A 16,866-nucleotide genomic window follows, 5' to 3' on the forward strand; every position below is an offset into this window, starting at 1 on the left:
TGGTACGTCAGGATTGCCGGGTGAACGATGACATCACTCAGCCGGCTCTGCTTCCGGTCCGGGGAGCGGCCCGCAGCGCCGTCGCCGCCTTCGTCCTCGTCGGCACCGCCTGGGTGGCCCGGGCCGTGTGGCAGGTCCGGCTTGCCACGGCGGGGCTGCCGTCTTCCGGACTGCCGGACCAGGGCGAGGGCCGACACCGCACGCTGACCGGGCTGGAGAACGCCTACCACGTTGTCAGTGCCCTGGGGGATGCGGCCACGCTGCTGTGCGCGGTCGCCTTCCTGTTGTGGCTGGCGCGCGTGCGGGAGAACGCGCGTGTCCTTTCGGGACAGGCACCGCGCTACGCCTGGCCGTGGATCTACGCAGGCTGGATCGTGCCCATCGCGAATCTGTGGGTGCCCCGCGGGATCATCGTGGACGTCCACCAGAAGAGCGCCCCGGGAGAGCGGCTGCCGCGCGCCGTGAACTGGTGGTGGGGTCTGTGGCTGGCCGGGACGCTGAGCGGGGTGGGGCTGATGTACACCGGCTCCACGAACGACGTCATCGCGCGTGCCTACTCGGACGTACAGTTCCTGCTGCTGGCCGACGCTGCCGTCTTGGGCGCGGCTGTGGCCGGCATCCTCGTCATCCGTGAACTCACCGCCGTACAGCAGAAACACATCGAGCCCTCGACTTCGTCACCGGGCGCCCTCGTGGCCGCGCCTCCCGACGCCCCTCTCAGATAGCGAACGCCCCGCCCTTGACGGCCGCGACGAACAAAGCCCAACCCGCCTCCCGGAAAACCACCGCCGGACCATGCGGAACCTTGCTGTCACGAACGGGAACGGCGCCGGGGAAACCGGGGGCCACCTCGACGCAGTTGCCACCGTTGTCGCCGCTGTAGCTGCTCTTGATCCAGGTCGCCGCGCTGAGTTCGTGCCTGTCCATGATGCTCGTACCTTCCATCGCTTCACCGACAACGACAGCCGACACGGCCGGGCCCTCCTCGTGGCCGCGCCTCACCATGACCCGCTCAGGAAGTGAACTCCCCGCTCTTAACGGCGGCGACGAACGAAGACCACCCGTCCTCCGGGAAGACCACCGCCGGACCATGCGCAACCTTGCTGTCACGAACGGGGACGACGCCGGAGAACCCGTCGGCGACCTCGACGCAGTTCTGATTCTCAGCCCCGCTGTAGGAAGACTTACGCCACCCCGTGAGTACTGCGGCGTCAGGAATGCGCTTAGCTTTCATCGGCGTACTCTTTCAGGTAGCGACGGATCAGATCGAGAGATTCACTTTCCACCAGAGCCATTGAACGGGCGATATCGAAACGCTCGACAAGCTCAACAACCCCGTTTGGGGAGTCTACTGCCTCGCCGGAAGCAAAGCTCTCGACGAGAGCCACCGTCGCGCCATCCTTGAGCGTCAGGAGAGTCAAGCTCCCACCCATCATCGTGTGCAATGCCCGTCCAAACGGGAGAACTTGGATGGTAATGTGCGGGTTTTCTGCCATTTGCAGTATATGCTGCAGCTGCTCACACATGATCCGTCTATCGCTCGTCGGCCGCTTAAGCACCGCCTCATCCATGATCGCCCAATAACGCGGCGACGGGCTGGTGTTGAAAATCCGTTGACGCTTCATGCGAGCGGCCACTCGCGCGTCGAGTTCATTTAGCGTCTCGGCCGTCGGATCCATGCGGTAGCACTCGCGGGTGTAGTCCTCAGTCTGGAGCAACCCAGGCATGGTGCTGCTCGTAAATACCTGGATCCGAATGGCGTCACGCTCTTTGGCAACGAACTCACGGCTGTAGTTGGCGATCAGACTGTCCTGCGCCATGTTCAGCAATTCCATGAGCAGGCCGTCCGTGCTGAAGTAATCATCGAGCGCCTGCGCCAACGCCTCTGACGGCAGCTGTTCCCCGCGCTCTACACGACTGAGGTACGTGTGCGGGTACCCCACCCGTTCAGCAAGCGCCCGTTGGGAGAGCTCCGCGGTTTCCCGCAGACGGCGCAACCGGCGCCCCAGCAACGTGCGCGGGGTGGCCTTGCCGTCATCTTCGTGCAGCTCCATTGCTCGAACACGCCTTCAACTCGCTTGTCCACAAGGGACGTTTGGTGACAGGCCAAGCGTGTACTCGGGTCTTCCCATCGGCAATGGTGGAACCAGAAAGCCCCTCTTTCGGGGCGCTTCTCGCCAAGCCGGCAGGCCACACACCAGAGACCCCCGCGACCGTGCGACCGGTCCGGGGGCGTGGCCATCAACCTCAAGGGAGTTGACGACATGACGCACCGTATCGCGAGGCTGCTCACGCTGCTGCTGCGGCTGTTATTCCCGGCCGTCGGGCGGCATCGGGCCGTCGCCCCGACGCCCGCCGCCCCGTACGGCGGGGCCGGGCCGGCGGCGGTCGCGCCGCTCCGGGGGCGCTCCCGACCACCGCTGGTACCGCTGCGCGGCGAGGACAGCCACCTCGTCCGCCCGTACGTCCTCACCAAGTCGGAACTTCAGGAGCGATGGGAACGGCGGGAACGCCAGGAGCGACGGCTGCGGCGCGGCCCCCGCCGCGCACTGTGGCTCGCGGCGCACGGTGTGGACGTCGGTCCGCGCGACCTCCGCGGGATGGCGGTGGCCGCATGACGGACCACGTCAACGCCGGGCCGCGGCTGCTGCCCTGGACGAGCCCGGACGGCAACCCGTGTTTCCTGCTCCCCGGCGACGGGACCGGGTACGTCTCCCGTCTCGCCGACCGCATGGAGGCCGAGCAGCTCGGCTCGGCCGCCGTCCTCATCGAGGAGGCGGAGCGGGTCCTGTCCGGCCGGGCCTGGACCGCGGGGGAACTTCAGCTGCTCGCCGTGCAGTTGAAGGACTCCCTCGTCGTCGTCCATCGCGTCGCGGAGAGCCGGGGTGCCCGGCTGCCGGTGCCCGATGACGACCCCGTCGAGCCCAGCGAGGCGCGCGAGCCCAGCGAGCCCTAGAACAACTTGCCCGGGTTGAGGATCCCCAGGGGGTCGAAGACCTGCTTGATGCCGCGGTGCAGGGCCACGCCGTCGGGGCCGAGTTCGCGGGCCAGCCAGTCCTTCTTCAGGACGCCGACGCCGTGTTCGCCGGTGATGGTGCCGCCCAGGTGGAGGCCGAGCGCCATGATCTCGTCGAAGGACTCGCGGGCGCGCCGCTCCTCGTCCGGGTCGGCCGGGTCGAAGCAGACCAGCGGGTGGGTGTTGCCGTCGCCGGCGTGCGCGCAGACGCCGATGGTCAGGTCGTACTTCTCGGCGATGGCGGCGGCGCCCGCCAGCATCATGGCGAGCTGGGAGCGCGGCACGCAGACGTCGTCGATGAGCATCGCGGGCTTGATCCGCTCCAGGGCGGTGAAGGCCAATCGCCGGGCCTGGAGCAGGAGTTCGGACTCGGCGGCGTCGTCTGCGGGGACGACCTGGGTGGCGCCGGACGCCTCGCACAGCGCGCCGACCGCGGCGAGGTCGGCCGCCGGGTCGGGGGTGTCGAAGGCGGCCAGCAGCAGCACCTCGGTGGTCTCCGGCAGGCCCATCTGGGCCATGGCGTTGACCGCGCGGACGCTGGTGCGGTCCATGAGCTCCAGGAGGGAGGGGGTGTGGCCGTCGGCCATGATCCGGCAGACCGCCTCGCCGGCCGCCGTCACCGAGTCGAACTCCGCGACCAGGGCGAGCTGTCGGGGCGGCGCGGGCTTCAGGGCCAGGGTGGCGCGGACGACGACGCCGAGGCTGCCCTCGGAGCCCACGAAGAGGCGGGTGAGGTCGTAGCCGGCGACGCCCTTGGCGGTGCGGCGGCCGGTTTTGATCAGCCGGCCGTCGGCGAGCACCACCTCCAGGCCGAGCACGTACTCGGCGGTGACGCCGTACTTCACGCAGCACAGGCCGCCGGCGGCGGTGCCGATGTTGCCGCCGATGGTGCACGACTCCCAACTGGAGGGGTCCGGCGGGTAGGAGAGGCCGTGCTCGTTGACGGCGCGGGAGAGGACGGCGTTGACGACGCCCGGCTCGACGACCGCGATCCGGTCGACGGGGTTGATTTCGAGGATGCGGTCCATCTTGACGAGGGAGAGCACTATGCAGCCGTCGACGGCGTTGGCGGCGCCGGAGACCCCGGTCCGCGCGCCCTGGGGGACGACCGGGACGCGCAGTTCGGTCGCCGTCCGCATCACGTGCTGGACCTGCTCGACGGTGCGCGGCAGGACGACCACGGCGGGGGCGCCCGCGTCGCAGAAGTTGGCCATGTCCCGGGCGTAGGAACCGGTGACGTCGGGGTCGGTGAGCAGCGCTTCCGCCGGGAGCCCGGCGCGCAGGCGTTCGATGAGGTCCATGTCCTCAGCCTCGCACCCGTGTGCCGTACACGGAAGATCGTGTACGGCACACGGGGGGAGGCCCGGGCCCGGCGGGACGGCGCCGGGCGGGCAGCCAGCGCGCAGCGCTGTCTTCTGGGGGCGGAGGTCGGGTGACGGGCGGGCAGGTCAGAGGTTGCCGCGCCGGTCCTGCTCGCGCTCGATGGCCTCGAAGAGGGCCTTGAAGTTGCCCTTGCCGAAGCCGAGGGAGCCGTGTCGCTCGATCATCTCGAAGAAGACCGTCGGGCGGTCCTGGACCGGCTTGGTGAAGATCTGCAGCAGGTAGCCGTCCTCGTCGCGGTCGGCGAGGATCTTCAGCTCGCGCAGCTCGTCGATCGGGACCCGGGTCTCGCCGACCCACTCGCCGAGGGTGTCGTAGTACGAGCCGGGCACGTCGAGGAACTCCACGCCCGCGGCCCGCATCTGGCGCACCGACGCGACGATGTCGTTGGTGGCCAGCGCGATGTGCTGGACGCCGGGGCCGCCGTAGAACTCCAGGTACTCGTCGATCTGGGACTTCTTCTTGGCGATGGCCGGCTCGTTGAGCGGGAACTTCACCTTCTTGGTGCCGTCCGCGACGACCTTGGACATCAGCGCCGAGTACTCGGTGGCGATGTCGTCGCCGACGAACTCCTTCATGTTGGTGAAGCCCATGACGTTGTTGTAGAAGGCCACCCACTCGTCCATCTTGCCGAGTTCGACGTTGCCGACGCAGTGGTCGACGGCCTGGAAGAAACGTTTTTCCGGAGCGGCGACGAGCGGCTCGGCGGCGACGAAGCCCGGCAGGTACGGCCCGTCGTAGCCGGTGCGCTCCACCAGGGTGTGGCGGGTCTGGCCGTAGGTGGCGATGGCGGCCCGGACGACCGTGCCGTGCTCGTCCTTGGTCTCGTAGGGCTCCTCCAGGCCGGTCGCGCCGTGTTCGACGGCGTAGGCGTACGCCGCGCGGGCGTCCGGCACCTCGATGGCCAGGTCGACGACGCCGTCACCGTGCGCGGCGACGTGGTCGGCGAGGAAGCGGCCCCACTCGGTGGTCGGCTTGACCACCGAGGTGAACACGAACCGGGCACCGCCGGAGGTGAGGACGTAACTGGCCGTCTCGCGGCTGCCGGTCTCCGGGCCCTGGTAGGCGACGCGCTTCATGCCGAAGGCGGTGGAGTAGTAGTGCGCGGCCTGCTTGGCGTTGCCGACGGCGAAGACGACCGCGTCCATCCCCTTGACCGGGAAGGGGTCCGCCTGCCGGGCCGTGGCCGGGGTGGTGGGCTGGGTGTGCATCGTGGTGTCTGCCATGTCCGCAGAGTCCCGCCGATCCACAAGGTGCGCAATAGTTTGTGCATTTACTGGGCATTCTGTATAGCGACTGGCGGGTACTGCAGAGCGATCTGTACATGATGACCATCGAAATCGGAGGGCGCGGCCATGGCGATCGATCATTTGGACGGGGCGTTGCTGGAACTGCTCGCCCGGGAGCCGCGGATCGGCGTGCTGGAGGCGTCCCGCCGGCTGGGGGTGGCCCGCGGGACGGTCCAGGCGCGCCTGGACCGGCTTCAGTCGAATGGAGTGATCAGGGGTTTCGGGCCGGACGTGGACCCGGCGGCGCTGGGCTATCCGGTGACCGCGTTCGCCACCCTGGAGATCAAACAGGGCCAAGGCAGCGACGTGCGGGCCCACTTGGCGTCCGTTCCGGAAGTACTGGAGCTGCATACAACGACCGGACACGGGGACATGCTCTGCAGGCTCGTCGCGCGGTCGAACGCCGATCTCCAGAGGGTGATCGACCGGGTCGTGGGCTTTGATGGCATCGTGCGGGCATCGACGGCGATTGTCATGGAAAATCCGGTTCCGCTGCGGATCATCCCGTTGGTGAAGCAGGCCGCGGGAGGCTGACGGCGGCGGGCGCTCCCGGCCGGTCCCGGCCGCTTCCGGAGCGACCGGGACCACCGGGAGCGGGCGACGGACGACGGGAGGCGACGGGTGAGCTTCTGGGAGTACGTCGGCAGCCGGCACGCCCAGCTGCTGACCGACACGTTCCAGCACGCCAGCGCGGTCTTCCAGTGCATGGTGATCGCCACCGTCCTGGGCGTCGTCCTCGCCGTCGCCACCTATCGCAGCGAATGGGCCGGCGCGCTCGCCACGATGACCACCGCGACGATCCTGACCATCCCGTCCCTGGCCATGATCGGCCTGCTGATCCCGGTCGTGGGCCTCGGCGTGGCACCGACCGTCGTCGCGCTGACCCTGTACGGGCTGCTGCCGGTGGTCCGCAACGCCATCGTGGGGCTGCGCGGGGTGGACCCGGCGCTGGTCGACGCGGCCAAGGGCATCGGGATGTCGCGGACCGCCCGGCTCTTCCGGGTCGAACTCCCGCTGGCCTGGCCGCCGATCCTCACCGGCATCCGGGTCGCCACCCAGATGCTGATGGGCATCGCGGCCATCGCCGCCTTCGCCTCGGGCCCCGGCCTCGGCAACGAGATCTTCCGCGGGATCGCCTCGCTGGGCAGCGCCAACGCGCTCAACCAGGTGCTCTCCGGGACCCTCGGGATCGTCGTCCTGGCCCTCCTCTTCGACGCCGCCTACGTCCTGATCGGACGCCTGACCATTCCCAGGGGGATCCGTGCCTGAGCCGTACGCGAGCTACGGGAGCAACACCGACGCCCCGCAGACGGCCGCGCGGCCGGCCGGCTCGACGGGCGCCGCCATCCGCCTGGAGCACCTGACGAAGATCTACCCGGGCAACCCCGCCCCGGCGGTGGACGACGTCAGCATGGAGATCAAGGCCGGCGAGACGGTGGTCTTCGTCGGGCCGTCCGGCTGCGGCAAGTCCACCACGCTCAAGATGATCAACCGGCTGATCGAGCCGACCTCGGGCCGGATCCGGATCGGCGACGAGGACGTCACCGCGATCGACCCGGTCGGGCTGCGCCGCAAGGTCGGCTACGCCATCCAGGCGTCCGGGCTCTTCCCGCACATGACGGTGGCGCAGAACATCGCGCTGGTGCCGCGGATGACCGGCTGGTCGAAGGCGCGGACCCGGGCCCGGGTCGAGGAGATGCTCGACCTGGTCGGCCTGGATCCGGGCGAGTTCCACCACCGCTACCCCCGGCAGCTCTCCGGCGGCCAGCAGCAGCGCGTCGGGGTGGCCCGCGCGCTCGCCGCCGACCCGCCGGTGCTGCTGATGGACGAGCCGTTCGGCGCCGTGGACCCGATCACCCGCGACCACCTCCAGGACGAGCTGATCCGGCTCCAGCACGAGCTGCACAAGACGATCGTCTTCGTCACCCACGACTTCGACGAGGCGATCAAACTCGGCGACCGGATCGCGGTGCTCCGCGAACGCTCGCACATCGCCCAGTTCGACACCCCGGAGGCCATCCTCACCAACCCGGCGGACGACTTCGTCTCCGGCTTCGTGGGCGCCGGGGCGGCGCTCAAGCGGCTGAACCTGACCCGGGTGCGGGACGTGGAGGTGGTGGACTTCCCCACCGCGCAGCTCGACGACCCGCTCCAGTCGATCTTCGACCTGCTGCGCGACGGCCCCACCAACGAGGTGCTGCTGCTGGACCGCCACCGCCGCCCGTACAAGTGGCTGCGCCGCGGCGACCTCTCGCGCGCCAAGCAGTCGCTGGCCCGGGCCGGCACGCTGGTCACCGACACGGTGACCCGGGACGCGACGCTGCGGGACGCCCTGGAGGCGGTGCTGACCGACAGCGCGGGCCGGGTCCCGGTCACCGGCCGGCGCGGCGAGTTCCTCGGTGTGGTCGACATGGAGACGCTGATGAACAACGTCCACGAACTGCTGGAGGCGGACCGCCTGGAGGCCCTGGAGCACCAGCACGAGCTCCGGGCGCTGGGCGCCCACCGGACCCAGCTCGCCCAGGAGGGCCTGGACGGCGCCGGCGGGCCCGAGGGCGGCGCGGGGGGCCGGGCGTGACGCCCGGCGTGACGCCCGGCGCGTCCCCGGACGGCGGAGGCCGCCGCCGTCCGCCGGACGGACCCGCCGGGGCGGCCCTCCCGGACGACGCGGAGACCGCGGAGCGGGAGCTGGCGGCCGGGACGGCGCCCACCGCGTCCCTCGCCCCCGGCGGGCGGCGGATCAGCTGGCAGAAGTGGACGTGCATGCCGGCGTTCCTGGCCGCCGCGCTGCTGGCCACCTGGCTGTGGTTCCGGGGCGCCCGCCTGGACTCCATCGCCCACCAGGCGGTCGATCACGGCAAGGTGTGGCTGGCGCTGCGCCAGCACGTCCAACTGACCGCGATCTCCACCGTCTTCGTGCTGGTGATCGCGATCCCGCTGGGCATCGCGCTGACCCGGCCGTGGCTGCGCCGGGCCACCCCGGTCGCGATGGCCTTCGCCAACCTCGGGCAGGCCGTCCCGGCGCTGGGCCTGCTGGTGCTGCTGGTCATCTGGCTGGGCATCGGCGCCCGTTCGGCGATCGTCGGCATGGTGGTCTACGCCGTCCTGCCGGTGCTGGCCAACACCCTCGCCGGGCTGCGCGGCATCGACCCGACGCTGACCGAGGCGGCGCGCGGCATCGGCATGTCCCCGATGGGCGTGCTGTCCAAGGTCGAGCTCCCGCTGGCCGTCCCGCTGATCCTGGCCGGGGTGCGCACCGCGCTGGTGCTGAACGTGGGCACCGCGACGCTGGCCACGTTCGGCGGGGGCGGCGGCCTCGGCGATCTGATCTCGGCGGGCATCATCACCCAGCGGATGCCGGTGCTGATCCTGGGCTCGGTGCTGACCGTGGCGCTGGCGCTGCTGGTGGAGTGGCTGGCCTCGCTGGCCGAACTGCTGCTGCGCCCGCGCGGGTTGGAGGTGGCGACGTGAGGGGGGCGCGAGGGACGCGGGGGACGCGGCGGGCGGGCGGGGCGGCCGGCGCGGCGCTGCTGGCCGCCGCGCTGCTCGGTGGCTGCGGGCTGGTCAGCGGCAGCCCGATGTCCGACGACGTCAGGCCGGGGACGGTGGGCCGCGGCCTGCCCCTCAAGGGGGCCGACCTGACCGTCACGTCCAAGGAGTTCACCGAGAACATCGTCCTGGGCCAGATCATGGGGCTGATGTTCAAGGCGGCCGGCGCCACCGTCATCGACAAGACCAACATCCAGGGCACCATCGGCGCCCGCGAGGCGGTCCGCACCGGCACCGCGGACGGGATGTACGAGTACACCGGCACCGGCTGGATCACCCACCTCGGCCACGAGAAGCCGATCCCGGACCCGCACCAGCAGTGGGTGGCGGTGCGGGACGCCGACCTCCGCAACGGCATCGTCTGGCTGCCGCCGTCCCGGCTGAACAACACCTACGCGCTGGCGCTGAACGCCGCCAACGAGAAGAAGTACGGGGTGCGCACCCTCTCCGACGTCGCGGCGCTGCTGAAGAAGGACCCCGGCGCGGTCACCCTGTGCGTGGAGAACGAGTTCGCCACCCGCAACGACGGCCTGCCCGGGATGGCGAAGGCGTACGGCATGGACATCCCGCCGGGGAACGTCCGGCGGATGACCGGCGGCGTGGTCTACACCGAGACGGCGAAGGGGACGTCCTGCACGTTCGGCGAGGTGTTCACCACCGACGGCCGGATCAAGGCGATGGGGCTGACCGTCCTCGCCGACGACAAGCACTTCTTCCCGAACTACAACGCGGCGCCGGAGATCAACGCCGCCGCGCTGCGCCGCCACCCGCAGATCGCCGAGATCCTCGCCCCGGTCACCGCCGCCCTGGACAACGACGTCGCCCGCAAGCTCAACGCCGAGGTCGACGTCGAGGGCCGGGATCCGCACCAGGTCGCCAAGGCGTGGCTGGTGAAGAAGGGGTTCATCAAGGAGGGCGGCGGCTGAGGCCCCGCCGGTGAAGGGCGTGTGCGGAAAAGGCCCAGGCCCCCTCGCAAGATCACGTATGGTGTGCCCCACCTGAAAACGAACAAGTGTCGCAGTCGCCGCAACCGCGACCGCGACAGGGGGAAGGAAGAACGCCATGAAGGCATCCCGCATCCGGCGCGGTGTCGCCGGTGTCGCCACCGTCGTCGCCCTGGCCGGGGCCGGCGTCCTGGCCACCGCGCCGATGGCCGCGGCCAAGGCCAACCTGATCGCCATCAACAAGGTCGCGCTGGACGGGCCGGGCCTGCGGGTGAACGTCACGTACTCCTGCGACCCCGGCATGAACCACCAGCTGGTCGCCAACGCCGAGGAGATCACCTCGTCCAAGCTCAAGGGGTACGGCGCGGGCACCATCAAGGTCGACAAGCTCGTCTGCGACTACGCCGACCACACCGCACAGGTCCGACTCAAGCCCGCCGCCACCCTGGGCTTCGAGAAGGGCGACAAGGTGAAGGTCACCGTCTTCTACTTCGACGAGGACGGCTTCCGCTACGCCGACACGACGGCCACCGCCACTGTCTGAGCGTGACGCCGACCGCCCTTGAGGCCCTGGACTCAGGCGCCGGTGCAACTAGGCACCGCACCACCGGAGTTGAGGGCCTTGAGGGCGTCCACCGCGCCGTCCAGGGTGGTGACGGGGATCAGCCGCATCCCCTTGGGGAGTTCGGCCCGGGCGTCGGTGCACTCCTTGCGCGGGACGAGGAAGACCGTCGCGCCGTCGCGGCGCGCGGCCTGGGTCTTGAGCGCCACCCCGCCGACCGCGCCGACCGCGCCGTCGGCGTCGATGGTGCCGGTCCCCGCGATGGTCCGGCCGCCGGTGAGGTCGTGTCCGGCGCCGTCGCCGTCCAGCTTGTCGACGATGCCCAGCGCGAACATCAGGCCGGCGCTGGGCCCGCCGATGTCCGCCAGGCTCAGGGTGACCTTGACGTCCTTGGCGGACTTGCCCAGTCGGTTCAGCGCGGCGTGGGTGGCGGTCTCCTGGGACTGCTTCATCTGCTCCGCGTTGTGCTCGGCGATCTCCTCGGTGTTGTTGCCCACCGGGTAGACCGAGTCCCGCGGCATCACCGCCTCGTCGGTGCGGAACCACGCCCGGACGACGTCCGGCAGGTGGACCGAGGCGTCCGGTCCGGTGGCGGTGATCGAGGTCATCCGCAGCTGACCGCTGGTGTCGCGGGTGCGGACACCGGAGATGGTGATCACCGGCTTGCCCTTGTCGTCACCGAGGACGTTGGCCGTCACACCCGGATACGCGACCGAGTAGGGCAGCGGCGCCAGGGCCGCGGTCACGAGGACGGCGAGGACGAGGGCGGTGCAGACCAGCAGGGCACGGGCGCGTGAGGACACCCCGCCACCCTAAATGACCCCCACCCCATCCGCGCCGCGCGGCGCCCTGGGCACACGGCAGGGCCACGGGGTCACCACACGGAATACGTGATCGTCACCGGTCGCGGACGGTCGACGGCCGCCGCGGCCTCAGCGCAGCGCCTCGGAGACCTCCCGGGCCGCGTCCACCACCCGCGCCCCGATCCGCTCCCCGACGTTGTCGGTGAGCAGCACCACGCCCACGCTGCCCTCGATCCCGCTGACGCCGAGCAGCGGCGCCGCGGCACCGCTGGCCCCGGCCTCCAACTCCCCGTGCGTCAGGGCGAGTCCACCGTCCTGGAGGCGGCCCTGGCGGGCCTTGAGGATCGCCCGCCCGGCGGCGCCGCGGTCCAGCGGGTGACGGAAACCGGCCCGGTAGGCGACGTGGTAGTCGGTCCAGGTCGGTTCGACGACCGCGACCGCCAGCGCCTCGGCGCCGTCGACGAGGGTCAGGTGCGCGGTGGCGCCGACGTCCTCGGCCAGCGAGCGCAGGGCCGGCAGCGCGGCCTCCCTGACCAGCGGATGGACCTGACGGCCCAGGCGCAGCACGCCCAGTCCCACCCGGGCCCGACCACCGGCGTCCCGGCGCACCAGTGCGTGCTGCTCCAGCGTCGCCAGCAGGCGGTAGACCACGGTGCGGTTGACGCCGAGCTTGTGCGAGAGCTCGGTGACGGTCAGCCCGTGATCGGTGTCGGCGAGCAGTTTGAGGACGCGCAGTCCCCGGTCGAGCGTCTGGGAGGTCTCTGCAGTCACGACGCCCCCTCCTGAGGTGAGTGGCGGCGTCCGTACACGGCGTGCTGTTCGTCCCGGAACAGCGCCCAAGAGCCGCCGGCCGCTTTGCACCGGCTGCGCTCCGCGGCGGCGCTGCCACGGGGCGTGTGTGTGACCGGGACAGTAGCGAGCCACTCCGGTCAGCGGAAGAGCGCGTCCAGAATCCGGGCTTTCCCGCCGGGAATATCCCGGCTCGTCCGCACCGCGGTCCGTCTCCGTTGGGGCCATCTTGCGCCACCCCGCGGCGGGGTGGCAGTACGCCTCACAAGCCCCTACGGCGACACCGCGCCACGCACTCTCACCGCACCCTCACAGAACCCCCATCGGGCCGCCACGGAACGGCTCCTCCTCAGCGCATCCGCGTGGCCCACTCCCGCACCTTCTTGATGCGCTCGTTGAGCTGCCCGGCCGTCGCCTCCGCGCTCGGCGGGCCGCCGCACACCCGGCGCAGCTCGGTGTGGATCACCCCGTGCGGCTTGCCGCTCTGGTGGACGTAGGCACCCACCAGCGTGTTGAGCTGCTTGCGCAGCTCCAGCATTTCCTTGTGCGAGACCACCGGCCGCCGCTCGGCGGGCAGTTCCAGCAGGTCCGCCTCGGAGTCCGGTTTCTTCCGGCTGTGCGCTATCTGTCGGGCCTGCCGCTTCTGGAGCAGCAGCTGCACCTGGTCGGGCTCCAGCAGCCCGGGAATGCCGAGGTAGTCCTGCTCCTCCTCGCTGCCCGCGTGCGCCTGCATGCCGAACTCGGCGCCGTCGTAGAGCACCCGGTCGAAGACCGCCTCCGACTCCAGCGCCTCGAACGAGAACTGCTCCTGCTCCCCGGTGTCCTCGTCCTGCTCCTTGTTCGCCTCGTCCATCTCCTTCTCGGACTCGGCGTACGGGTCCTCCTCGCCGTCCTTCTTCGGCTTGTCCAGGACGTGGTCGCGCTCGACCTCCATCTCGTTGGCGAAGCCGAGCAGCATCGGGACGGTGGGCAGGAAGACGGACGCGGTCTCGCCGCGCTTGCGGGACCGGACGAAGCGGCCGACCGCCTGCGCGAAGAACAGCGGGGTGGAGATCGTGGTGGCGTAGACGCCGACCGCGAGCCGGGGCACGTCCACGCCCTCGGACACCATCCGGACCGCGACCATCCAGCGGTCGTCGGAGTGCGAGAAGTCGTCGATGCGCTGCGAGGCGCCCGCGTCGTCGGAGAGCACCAGGGTCGCGCCCTGCCCGGTGATCTCCCGGATCAGCTTGGCGTACGCCCGGGCCTGCTCCTGGTCGGAGGCGATGACCAGGGCGCCGGCGTCCGGGATGCCCTTGCGGACCTCGGTCAGCCGCCGGTCGGCGGCCCGCAGCACGTTCGGCATCCAGTCGCCGCGCGGGTCCAGCGCGGTGCGCCACGCCTGGGAGACGGCGTCCTTGGTCATCGGCTCGCCCAGCCGGGCCGCGATCTCGTCGCCGGCCTTGGTGCGCCAGCGCATGTTGCCGCTGTAGGAGAGGAAGATGACCGGCCGGACGACGCCGTCGGCCAGCGCGTTGCCGTAGCCGTAGGTGTAGTCGGCGGACGACCGGCGGATGCCGTCGTTGCCCTCCTCGTACGCCACGAACGGGATCGGGTTGGTGTCGGAGCGGAACGGGGTGCCGGTCAGCGCCAGCCGCCGGGTCGCCGGCTCGAACGCCTCCAGGCACGCCTCGCCCCACGACTTCGAGTCGCCGGCGTGGTGGATCTCGTCCAGGATCACCAGGGTCTTGCGCTGCTCGATGCGGTTGCGGTGCAGCATCGGGCGGACGCCGACGCCGGCGTAGGTGATCGCGATGCCGTGGTACTCGCGGCCCAGCGGGCCGGCGCTGTACTCCGGGTCGAGCTTGATCCCGATCCGGGCCGCGGCCTCCGCCCACTGCTTCTTCAGGTGCTCGGTCGGCGCGACCACCGTGACCTGCTGCACGACGTGGTGGTGCAGCAGCCACGAGGCGAGGGTGAGCGCGAAGGTGGTCTTGCCGGCGCCGGGCGTGGCCACGGCGAGGAAGTCCCTGGGCTGGGTCTGGATGTACCGGTCCATGGCCGCCTGCTGCCAGGCACGCAGCTTGTTCGCGGTACCCCACGGGGCCCGGCCCGGGAAGGCCGGGGACAGGTGATGGCTGTTGGTGGCGCTGGTGGTAGTCACGGTCTCCGTCGGCTGAGGTCGGCGATCGGCAACCGCGTCAGCCTACCGGTGCCCCGCTCGCCGCCCGGCGCGGAACGCCCGCTCCCGCCCGGGGGTGGGAGCGAGGTCACATCACGCGGTCGCCGGATGCCGGCCGGCCTTCGGGCGGAGCCGGCCGGCCACCACCGCACCGGCGGCCGCGACCACCGCCATCGCCGTGAAGACCGCCAGGAAGGCCGCGGGATGGCTCGTCGTCGCGGCGCCCGCGGCATCCGCGGCGCCGGCCGAAGCGGTACCGGCCGCGGCGATCGAACCGCCGCCGAACGCCGCGAACAGCACCCCGCTGACGCCGACGAAGGCCACGTTGCCGAGCGCGTCGGACATCTGGAGCGAGGAGGAGTTGCTGCCCGCCTCCTCCGGACGGGAGAGCTTCAGCAACAGCACGCTGCCGCTGGAGATGTTCAGCCCCATCCCGAACCCGCCGATCGTCCACGCCACGGCCACCGTCCAGACCGGCACCCCGTCGATCAGGACCAGCGGCACCAGCACGATCGCCGTCGCCAGCAGCGCCATGCCCAGGCCCATCAGCCGCTCGCGGTGGGCGTCCAGGCGCGGGCGGCTCTGCACGTACGAGCCGAGCGCCCAGGTCAGGCCGCCGCCGGTGAGCGAGAGCCCGGCCAGGGTGGCGGACAGCCCGCGCTGGGTGACCAACAGCAGCGGGATGAAGCTCTCGGCGGCGACCAGCGCCCCGGCGGCCAACCCGCGCATCAGCACCACCGTCGGCAGCCCGCGGCCCGCCCGGAACGTGCCCCGGGGCAGCAGCCGCACGATGGCCGGGGCCAGCAGCGCCAACCCGGCGACGGCCGGCAGCAGCGCGAACCAGCTCGGGTGCTGACCCGCGTACTGCAGCAGCGACGCGCCCACCGCGACCGCCAGCGCCAACAGGCTGCGGCGGCTGGCCAGGATGTGCCGGAGGCCGCCGTCCGGGCCGGGGGCGGTGCGCGGCAGCTTGCGCAGCGCCGGCAGCATCACCGCGAGCGGCAGGAGTATCAGCACGGGTATGGAGAGGAACACCCAGCGCCAGCCGAGGTGTTCGGTGACCGTCCCGGCGACCAGCGGGCCGACGATCACCGGCACCACCCAGGCCGCCGAGAACGACGCCATGACCGAGGGCCGCAGCCGTTCGGGATAGCCGCGGCCGACGACGACGTACAGCGACACCATCGCCAGGCCGCCGCCCAGGCCCTGGACGCCCCGCCCGGCGACGAACATGCCCATGCTCTGCGCCCCGCCGGCGATCACCAGCCCGGCGCCGAACGCCGCGATACCGCTGAACAGCGGTGCCAGCGGCCCGCGTCGATCGCTCCACACGCCGGAGAGCGCCATCGCGAACAGGCTGGCCGTGAAGAAGGCCGAGAAGGCGAAGGCGTAGAGCCCGATGCCGTCGAGGGCCCGGGCGGCCACCGGCATGGCGGTGTTCACCGCGCTGGCCTCGAAGGCGATGAGGGAGACGACGGAGATGATGCCGAGGGTCAGGGCGCGGTAGTGCCGGCCGAGGACGCCGCCGGAGCCGTCCGGAGGCGGACCGGCGGGCGGGTCGGCGGGCGGGTCGGCGGGCGGGTCGGCGGGCGGGTCGGCGGGCACGGCCCGGTCGCGGGCCTGGTGCGGGCCGCGCTCCGGGCCGTGCTCCGGGATGTCCGTCCGTCGGGGGGTGGTGGCGGCGGGGGGTGCGGCGGTGCTGCCCGTCGCGACCTGGGCGGCCGCGTCCGCGGGGCTCGAAGGATCAGCGGTCATCGAGCCAGCGTAAGGGCCGTAAGGCCGTTGCACCCCTGTCCGGAGGCGGGGATTCCCTACACCGTCCGTCCTACGCCGCGGGTCCGCCCCGCCCCCGCGACAACGCCCCGCCGCACTACCGCGCGCTCGGGCCAGCCGACTCATCGCTGCCGCCCCTGGTGATCACCGGCGACCGAGGCCGCCGGGCCACCGCCCACCGCCCGTTCGTGAACTGCGCGTTGCAGCCTCGTGGCAGCCCGCCCGCCGCCCTTGTCCGGCCCCCCACCCGGCGGCCTAGAGTCGGGAGCACACCGCACCCCGGCCGTGTGCCCGAGTGGTTTAGGGGCTCGCCTGCAAAGCGAGTTACGTGGGTTCGAATCCCGCCACGGCCTCTGACAGCCCCGCGTCGCCGCGCCCTGTGCGTGTAACGCCGCGACAGGCAGCGCGCGGGCGCTGTGACCCAGCCGCCCGACGGCGGCCCCGACGAGCGCGGGGACCGCCGTCCGGCGCGCCCACGCCCTCCGGGCCGCCCCCGCTCCCGCGCCTGCGCCGCCCTCGCCTTTTCCCCCGTGCGCTTCGACTCCCCCGAGCACTCCGGTTCCCCCGTGCATTCCGCTCGCCCCCTCGCTCGGCAGCGTC

At 71.4% G+C, this 16,866-nt stretch carries 18 protein-coding genes and 1 tRNA gene; 10 read left to right on the top strand and 9 right to left on the bottom strand.

Features of this window, described 5'->3' with window-relative positions:
• The first annotated feature begins 20 nt into the window (after positions 1-20).
• On the top strand, positions 21-725 hold the full coding sequence (locus tag JNO44_RS18090) for a DUF4328 domain-containing protein (protein ID WP_205365281.1): 705 nt from the start codon (positions 21-23) through the stop codon (positions 723-725).
• Here JNO44_RS18090 and JNO44_RS18095 read toward each other — a convergent pair.
• Genes JNO44_RS18095 through JNO44_RS18105 form a run of 3 tightly spaced genes read right to left on the bottom strand, consistent with a single transcriptional unit; the run spans position 718 to position 2,054 of the window.
• Entirely contained in the window at positions 718-972 is a 255-nt protein-coding gene (locus tag JNO44_RS18095) for a DUF397 domain-containing protein (protein WP_338058571.1), read from the bottom strand. The genes JNO44_RS18090 and JNO44_RS18095 overlap by 8 nt on opposite strands.
• A gap of 40 nt (positions 973-1,012) precedes the next feature.
• Positions 1,013-1,234: a DUF397 domain-containing protein gene (locus JNO44_RS18100; RefSeq protein WP_205365282.1), complete on the bottom strand. Its 222-nt coding sequence runs from the start codon at positions 1,232-1,234 to the stop codon at positions 1,013-1,015.
• A complete protein-coding gene (locus tag JNO44_RS18105) occupies positions 1,224-2,054 on the bottom strand; it encodes a helix-turn-helix domain-containing protein (protein WP_205365283.1) in 831 nt (276 codons plus the stop codon). Before JNO44_RS18105 ends, JNO44_RS18100 begins: the two co-directional genes overlap by 11 nt.
• A 210-nt stretch (positions 2,055-2,264) precedes the next feature.
• Here JNO44_RS18105 and JNO44_RS18110 point away from each other — a divergent pair, with 210 nt between their 5' ends.
• Both JNO44_RS18110 and JNO44_RS18115 read left to right on the top strand, forming a co-directional pair.
• On the top strand, positions 2,265-2,618 hold the full coding sequence (locus JNO44_RS18110; protein WP_205365284.1) for a hypothetical protein: 354 nt from the start codon (positions 2,265-2,267) through the stop codon (positions 2,616-2,618).
• Positions 2,615-2,956 (top strand): hypothetical protein, encoded by a 342-nt coding sequence (locus JNO44_RS18115; protein ID WP_205365285.1) that lies wholly within the window; start codon positions 2,615-2,617, stop codon positions 2,954-2,956. Before JNO44_RS18110 ends, JNO44_RS18115 begins: the two co-directional genes overlap by 4 nt.
• On the opposite strand, the gene JNO44_RS18120 is transcribed toward JNO44_RS18115, so the two are convergent.
• Both JNO44_RS18120 and hppD read right to left on the bottom strand, forming a co-directional pair.
• Positions 2,953-4,317 (bottom strand): FAD-binding oxidoreductase, encoded by a 1,365-nt coding sequence (locus tag JNO44_RS18120; protein ID WP_205365286.1) that lies wholly within the window; start codon positions 4,315-4,317, stop codon positions 2,953-2,955. The two genes, JNO44_RS18115 and JNO44_RS18120, sit on opposite strands and share 4 nt — an antisense overlap.
• Before the next feature lie 147 nt (positions 4,318-4,464).
• Complete coding sequence (gene hppD / locus JNO44_RS18125) at positions 4,465-5,622, bottom strand: 4-hydroxyphenylpyruvate dioxygenase (RefSeq protein WP_235093445.1); 1,158 nt, start codon at positions 5,620-5,622, stop codon at positions 4,465-4,467.
• Between the two features lie 129 nt (positions 5,623-5,751).
• On the opposite strand from hppD, the gene JNO44_RS18130 reads away from it, so the two are divergent.
• The 6 genes from JNO44_RS18130 (at position 5,752) to JNO44_RS18155 (ending at position 10,722) form a co-directional block, all read left to right on the top strand.
• Positions 5,752-6,219 (top strand): Lrp/AsnC family transcriptional regulator, encoded by a 468-nt coding sequence (locus JNO44_RS18130; protein WP_039636050.1) that lies wholly within the window; start codon positions 5,752-5,754, stop codon positions 6,217-6,219.
• 87 nt (positions 6,220-6,306) lie between these two features.
• A complete protein-coding gene (locus JNO44_RS18135; protein ID WP_205365287.1) occupies positions 6,307-6,954 on the top strand; it encodes an ABC transporter permease in 648 nt (215 codons plus the stop codon).
• A gap of 76 nt (positions 6,955-7,030) precedes the next feature.
• Entirely contained in the window at positions 7,031-8,263 is a 1,233-nt protein-coding gene (locus JNO44_RS18140; protein WP_235096003.1) for a betaine/proline/choline family ABC transporter ATP-binding protein, read from the top strand.
• Entirely contained in the window at positions 8,260-9,156 is an 897-nt protein-coding gene (locus JNO44_RS18145) for an ABC transporter permease (RefSeq protein ID WP_420882657.1), read from the top strand. Before JNO44_RS18140 ends, JNO44_RS18145 begins: the two co-directional genes overlap by 4 nt.
• Complete coding sequence (locus tag JNO44_RS18150) at positions 9,153-10,160, top strand: glycine betaine ABC transporter substrate-binding protein (RefSeq protein ID WP_420882658.1); 1,008 nt, start codon at positions 9,153-9,155, stop codon at positions 10,158-10,160. The genes JNO44_RS18145 and JNO44_RS18150 overlap by 4 nt, the downstream gene beginning before the upstream one ends.
• A 136-nt stretch (positions 10,161-10,296) precedes the next feature.
• A complete protein-coding gene (locus tag JNO44_RS18155) occupies positions 10,297-10,722 on the top strand; it encodes a hypothetical protein (RefSeq protein ID WP_073442438.1) in 426 nt (141 codons plus the stop codon).
• A gap of 32 nt (positions 10,723-10,754) precedes the next feature.
• Here the strand turns inward: JNO44_RS18155 and JNO44_RS18160 are convergent, their stop codons facing one another.
• From JNO44_RS18160 to JNO44_RS18175, 4 genes are all read right to left on the bottom strand, one after another.
• Positions 10,755-11,543, bottom strand: a complete 789-nt coding sequence (locus tag JNO44_RS18160; protein ID WP_205365288.1) for a S16 family serine protease — start codon at positions 11,541-11,543, stop codon at positions 10,755-10,757.
• 129 nt (positions 11,544-11,672) lie between these two features.
• Positions 11,673-12,314 carry an IclR family transcriptional regulator gene (locus tag JNO44_RS18165; RefSeq protein ID WP_205365289.1) on the bottom strand — a complete coding sequence of 214 codons (642 nt, stop codon included), beginning with the start codon at positions 12,312-12,314 and terminating at the stop codon, positions 11,673-11,675.
• A gap of 367 nt (positions 12,315-12,681) precedes the next feature.
• Positions 12,682-14,475, bottom strand: a complete 1,794-nt coding sequence (locus tag JNO44_RS18170) for a DEAD/DEAH box helicase (RefSeq protein WP_205365290.1) — start codon at positions 14,473-14,475, stop codon at positions 12,682-12,684.
• Between the two features lie 111 nt (positions 14,476-14,586).
• Positions 14,587-16,248, bottom strand: a complete 1,662-nt coding sequence (locus JNO44_RS18175) for an MFS transporter (protein WP_240167577.1) — start codon at positions 16,246-16,248, stop codon at positions 14,587-14,589.
• 299 nt (positions 16,249-16,547) lie between these two features.
• On the opposite strand from JNO44_RS18175, the gene JNO44_RS18180 reads away from it, so the two are divergent.
• Positions 16,548-16,619, top strand: a tRNA-Cys gene (locus JNO44_RS18180).
• The last annotated feature ends 247 nt before the right edge of the window (positions 16,620-16,866 follow it).

It is taken from the genome of Streptomyces noursei (assembly GCF_016917755.1).
In the GTDB taxonomy this organism is placed as follows: Bacteria; Actinomycetota; Actinomycetes; order Streptomycetales; family Streptomycetaceae; genus Streptomyces; species Streptomyces yunnanensis.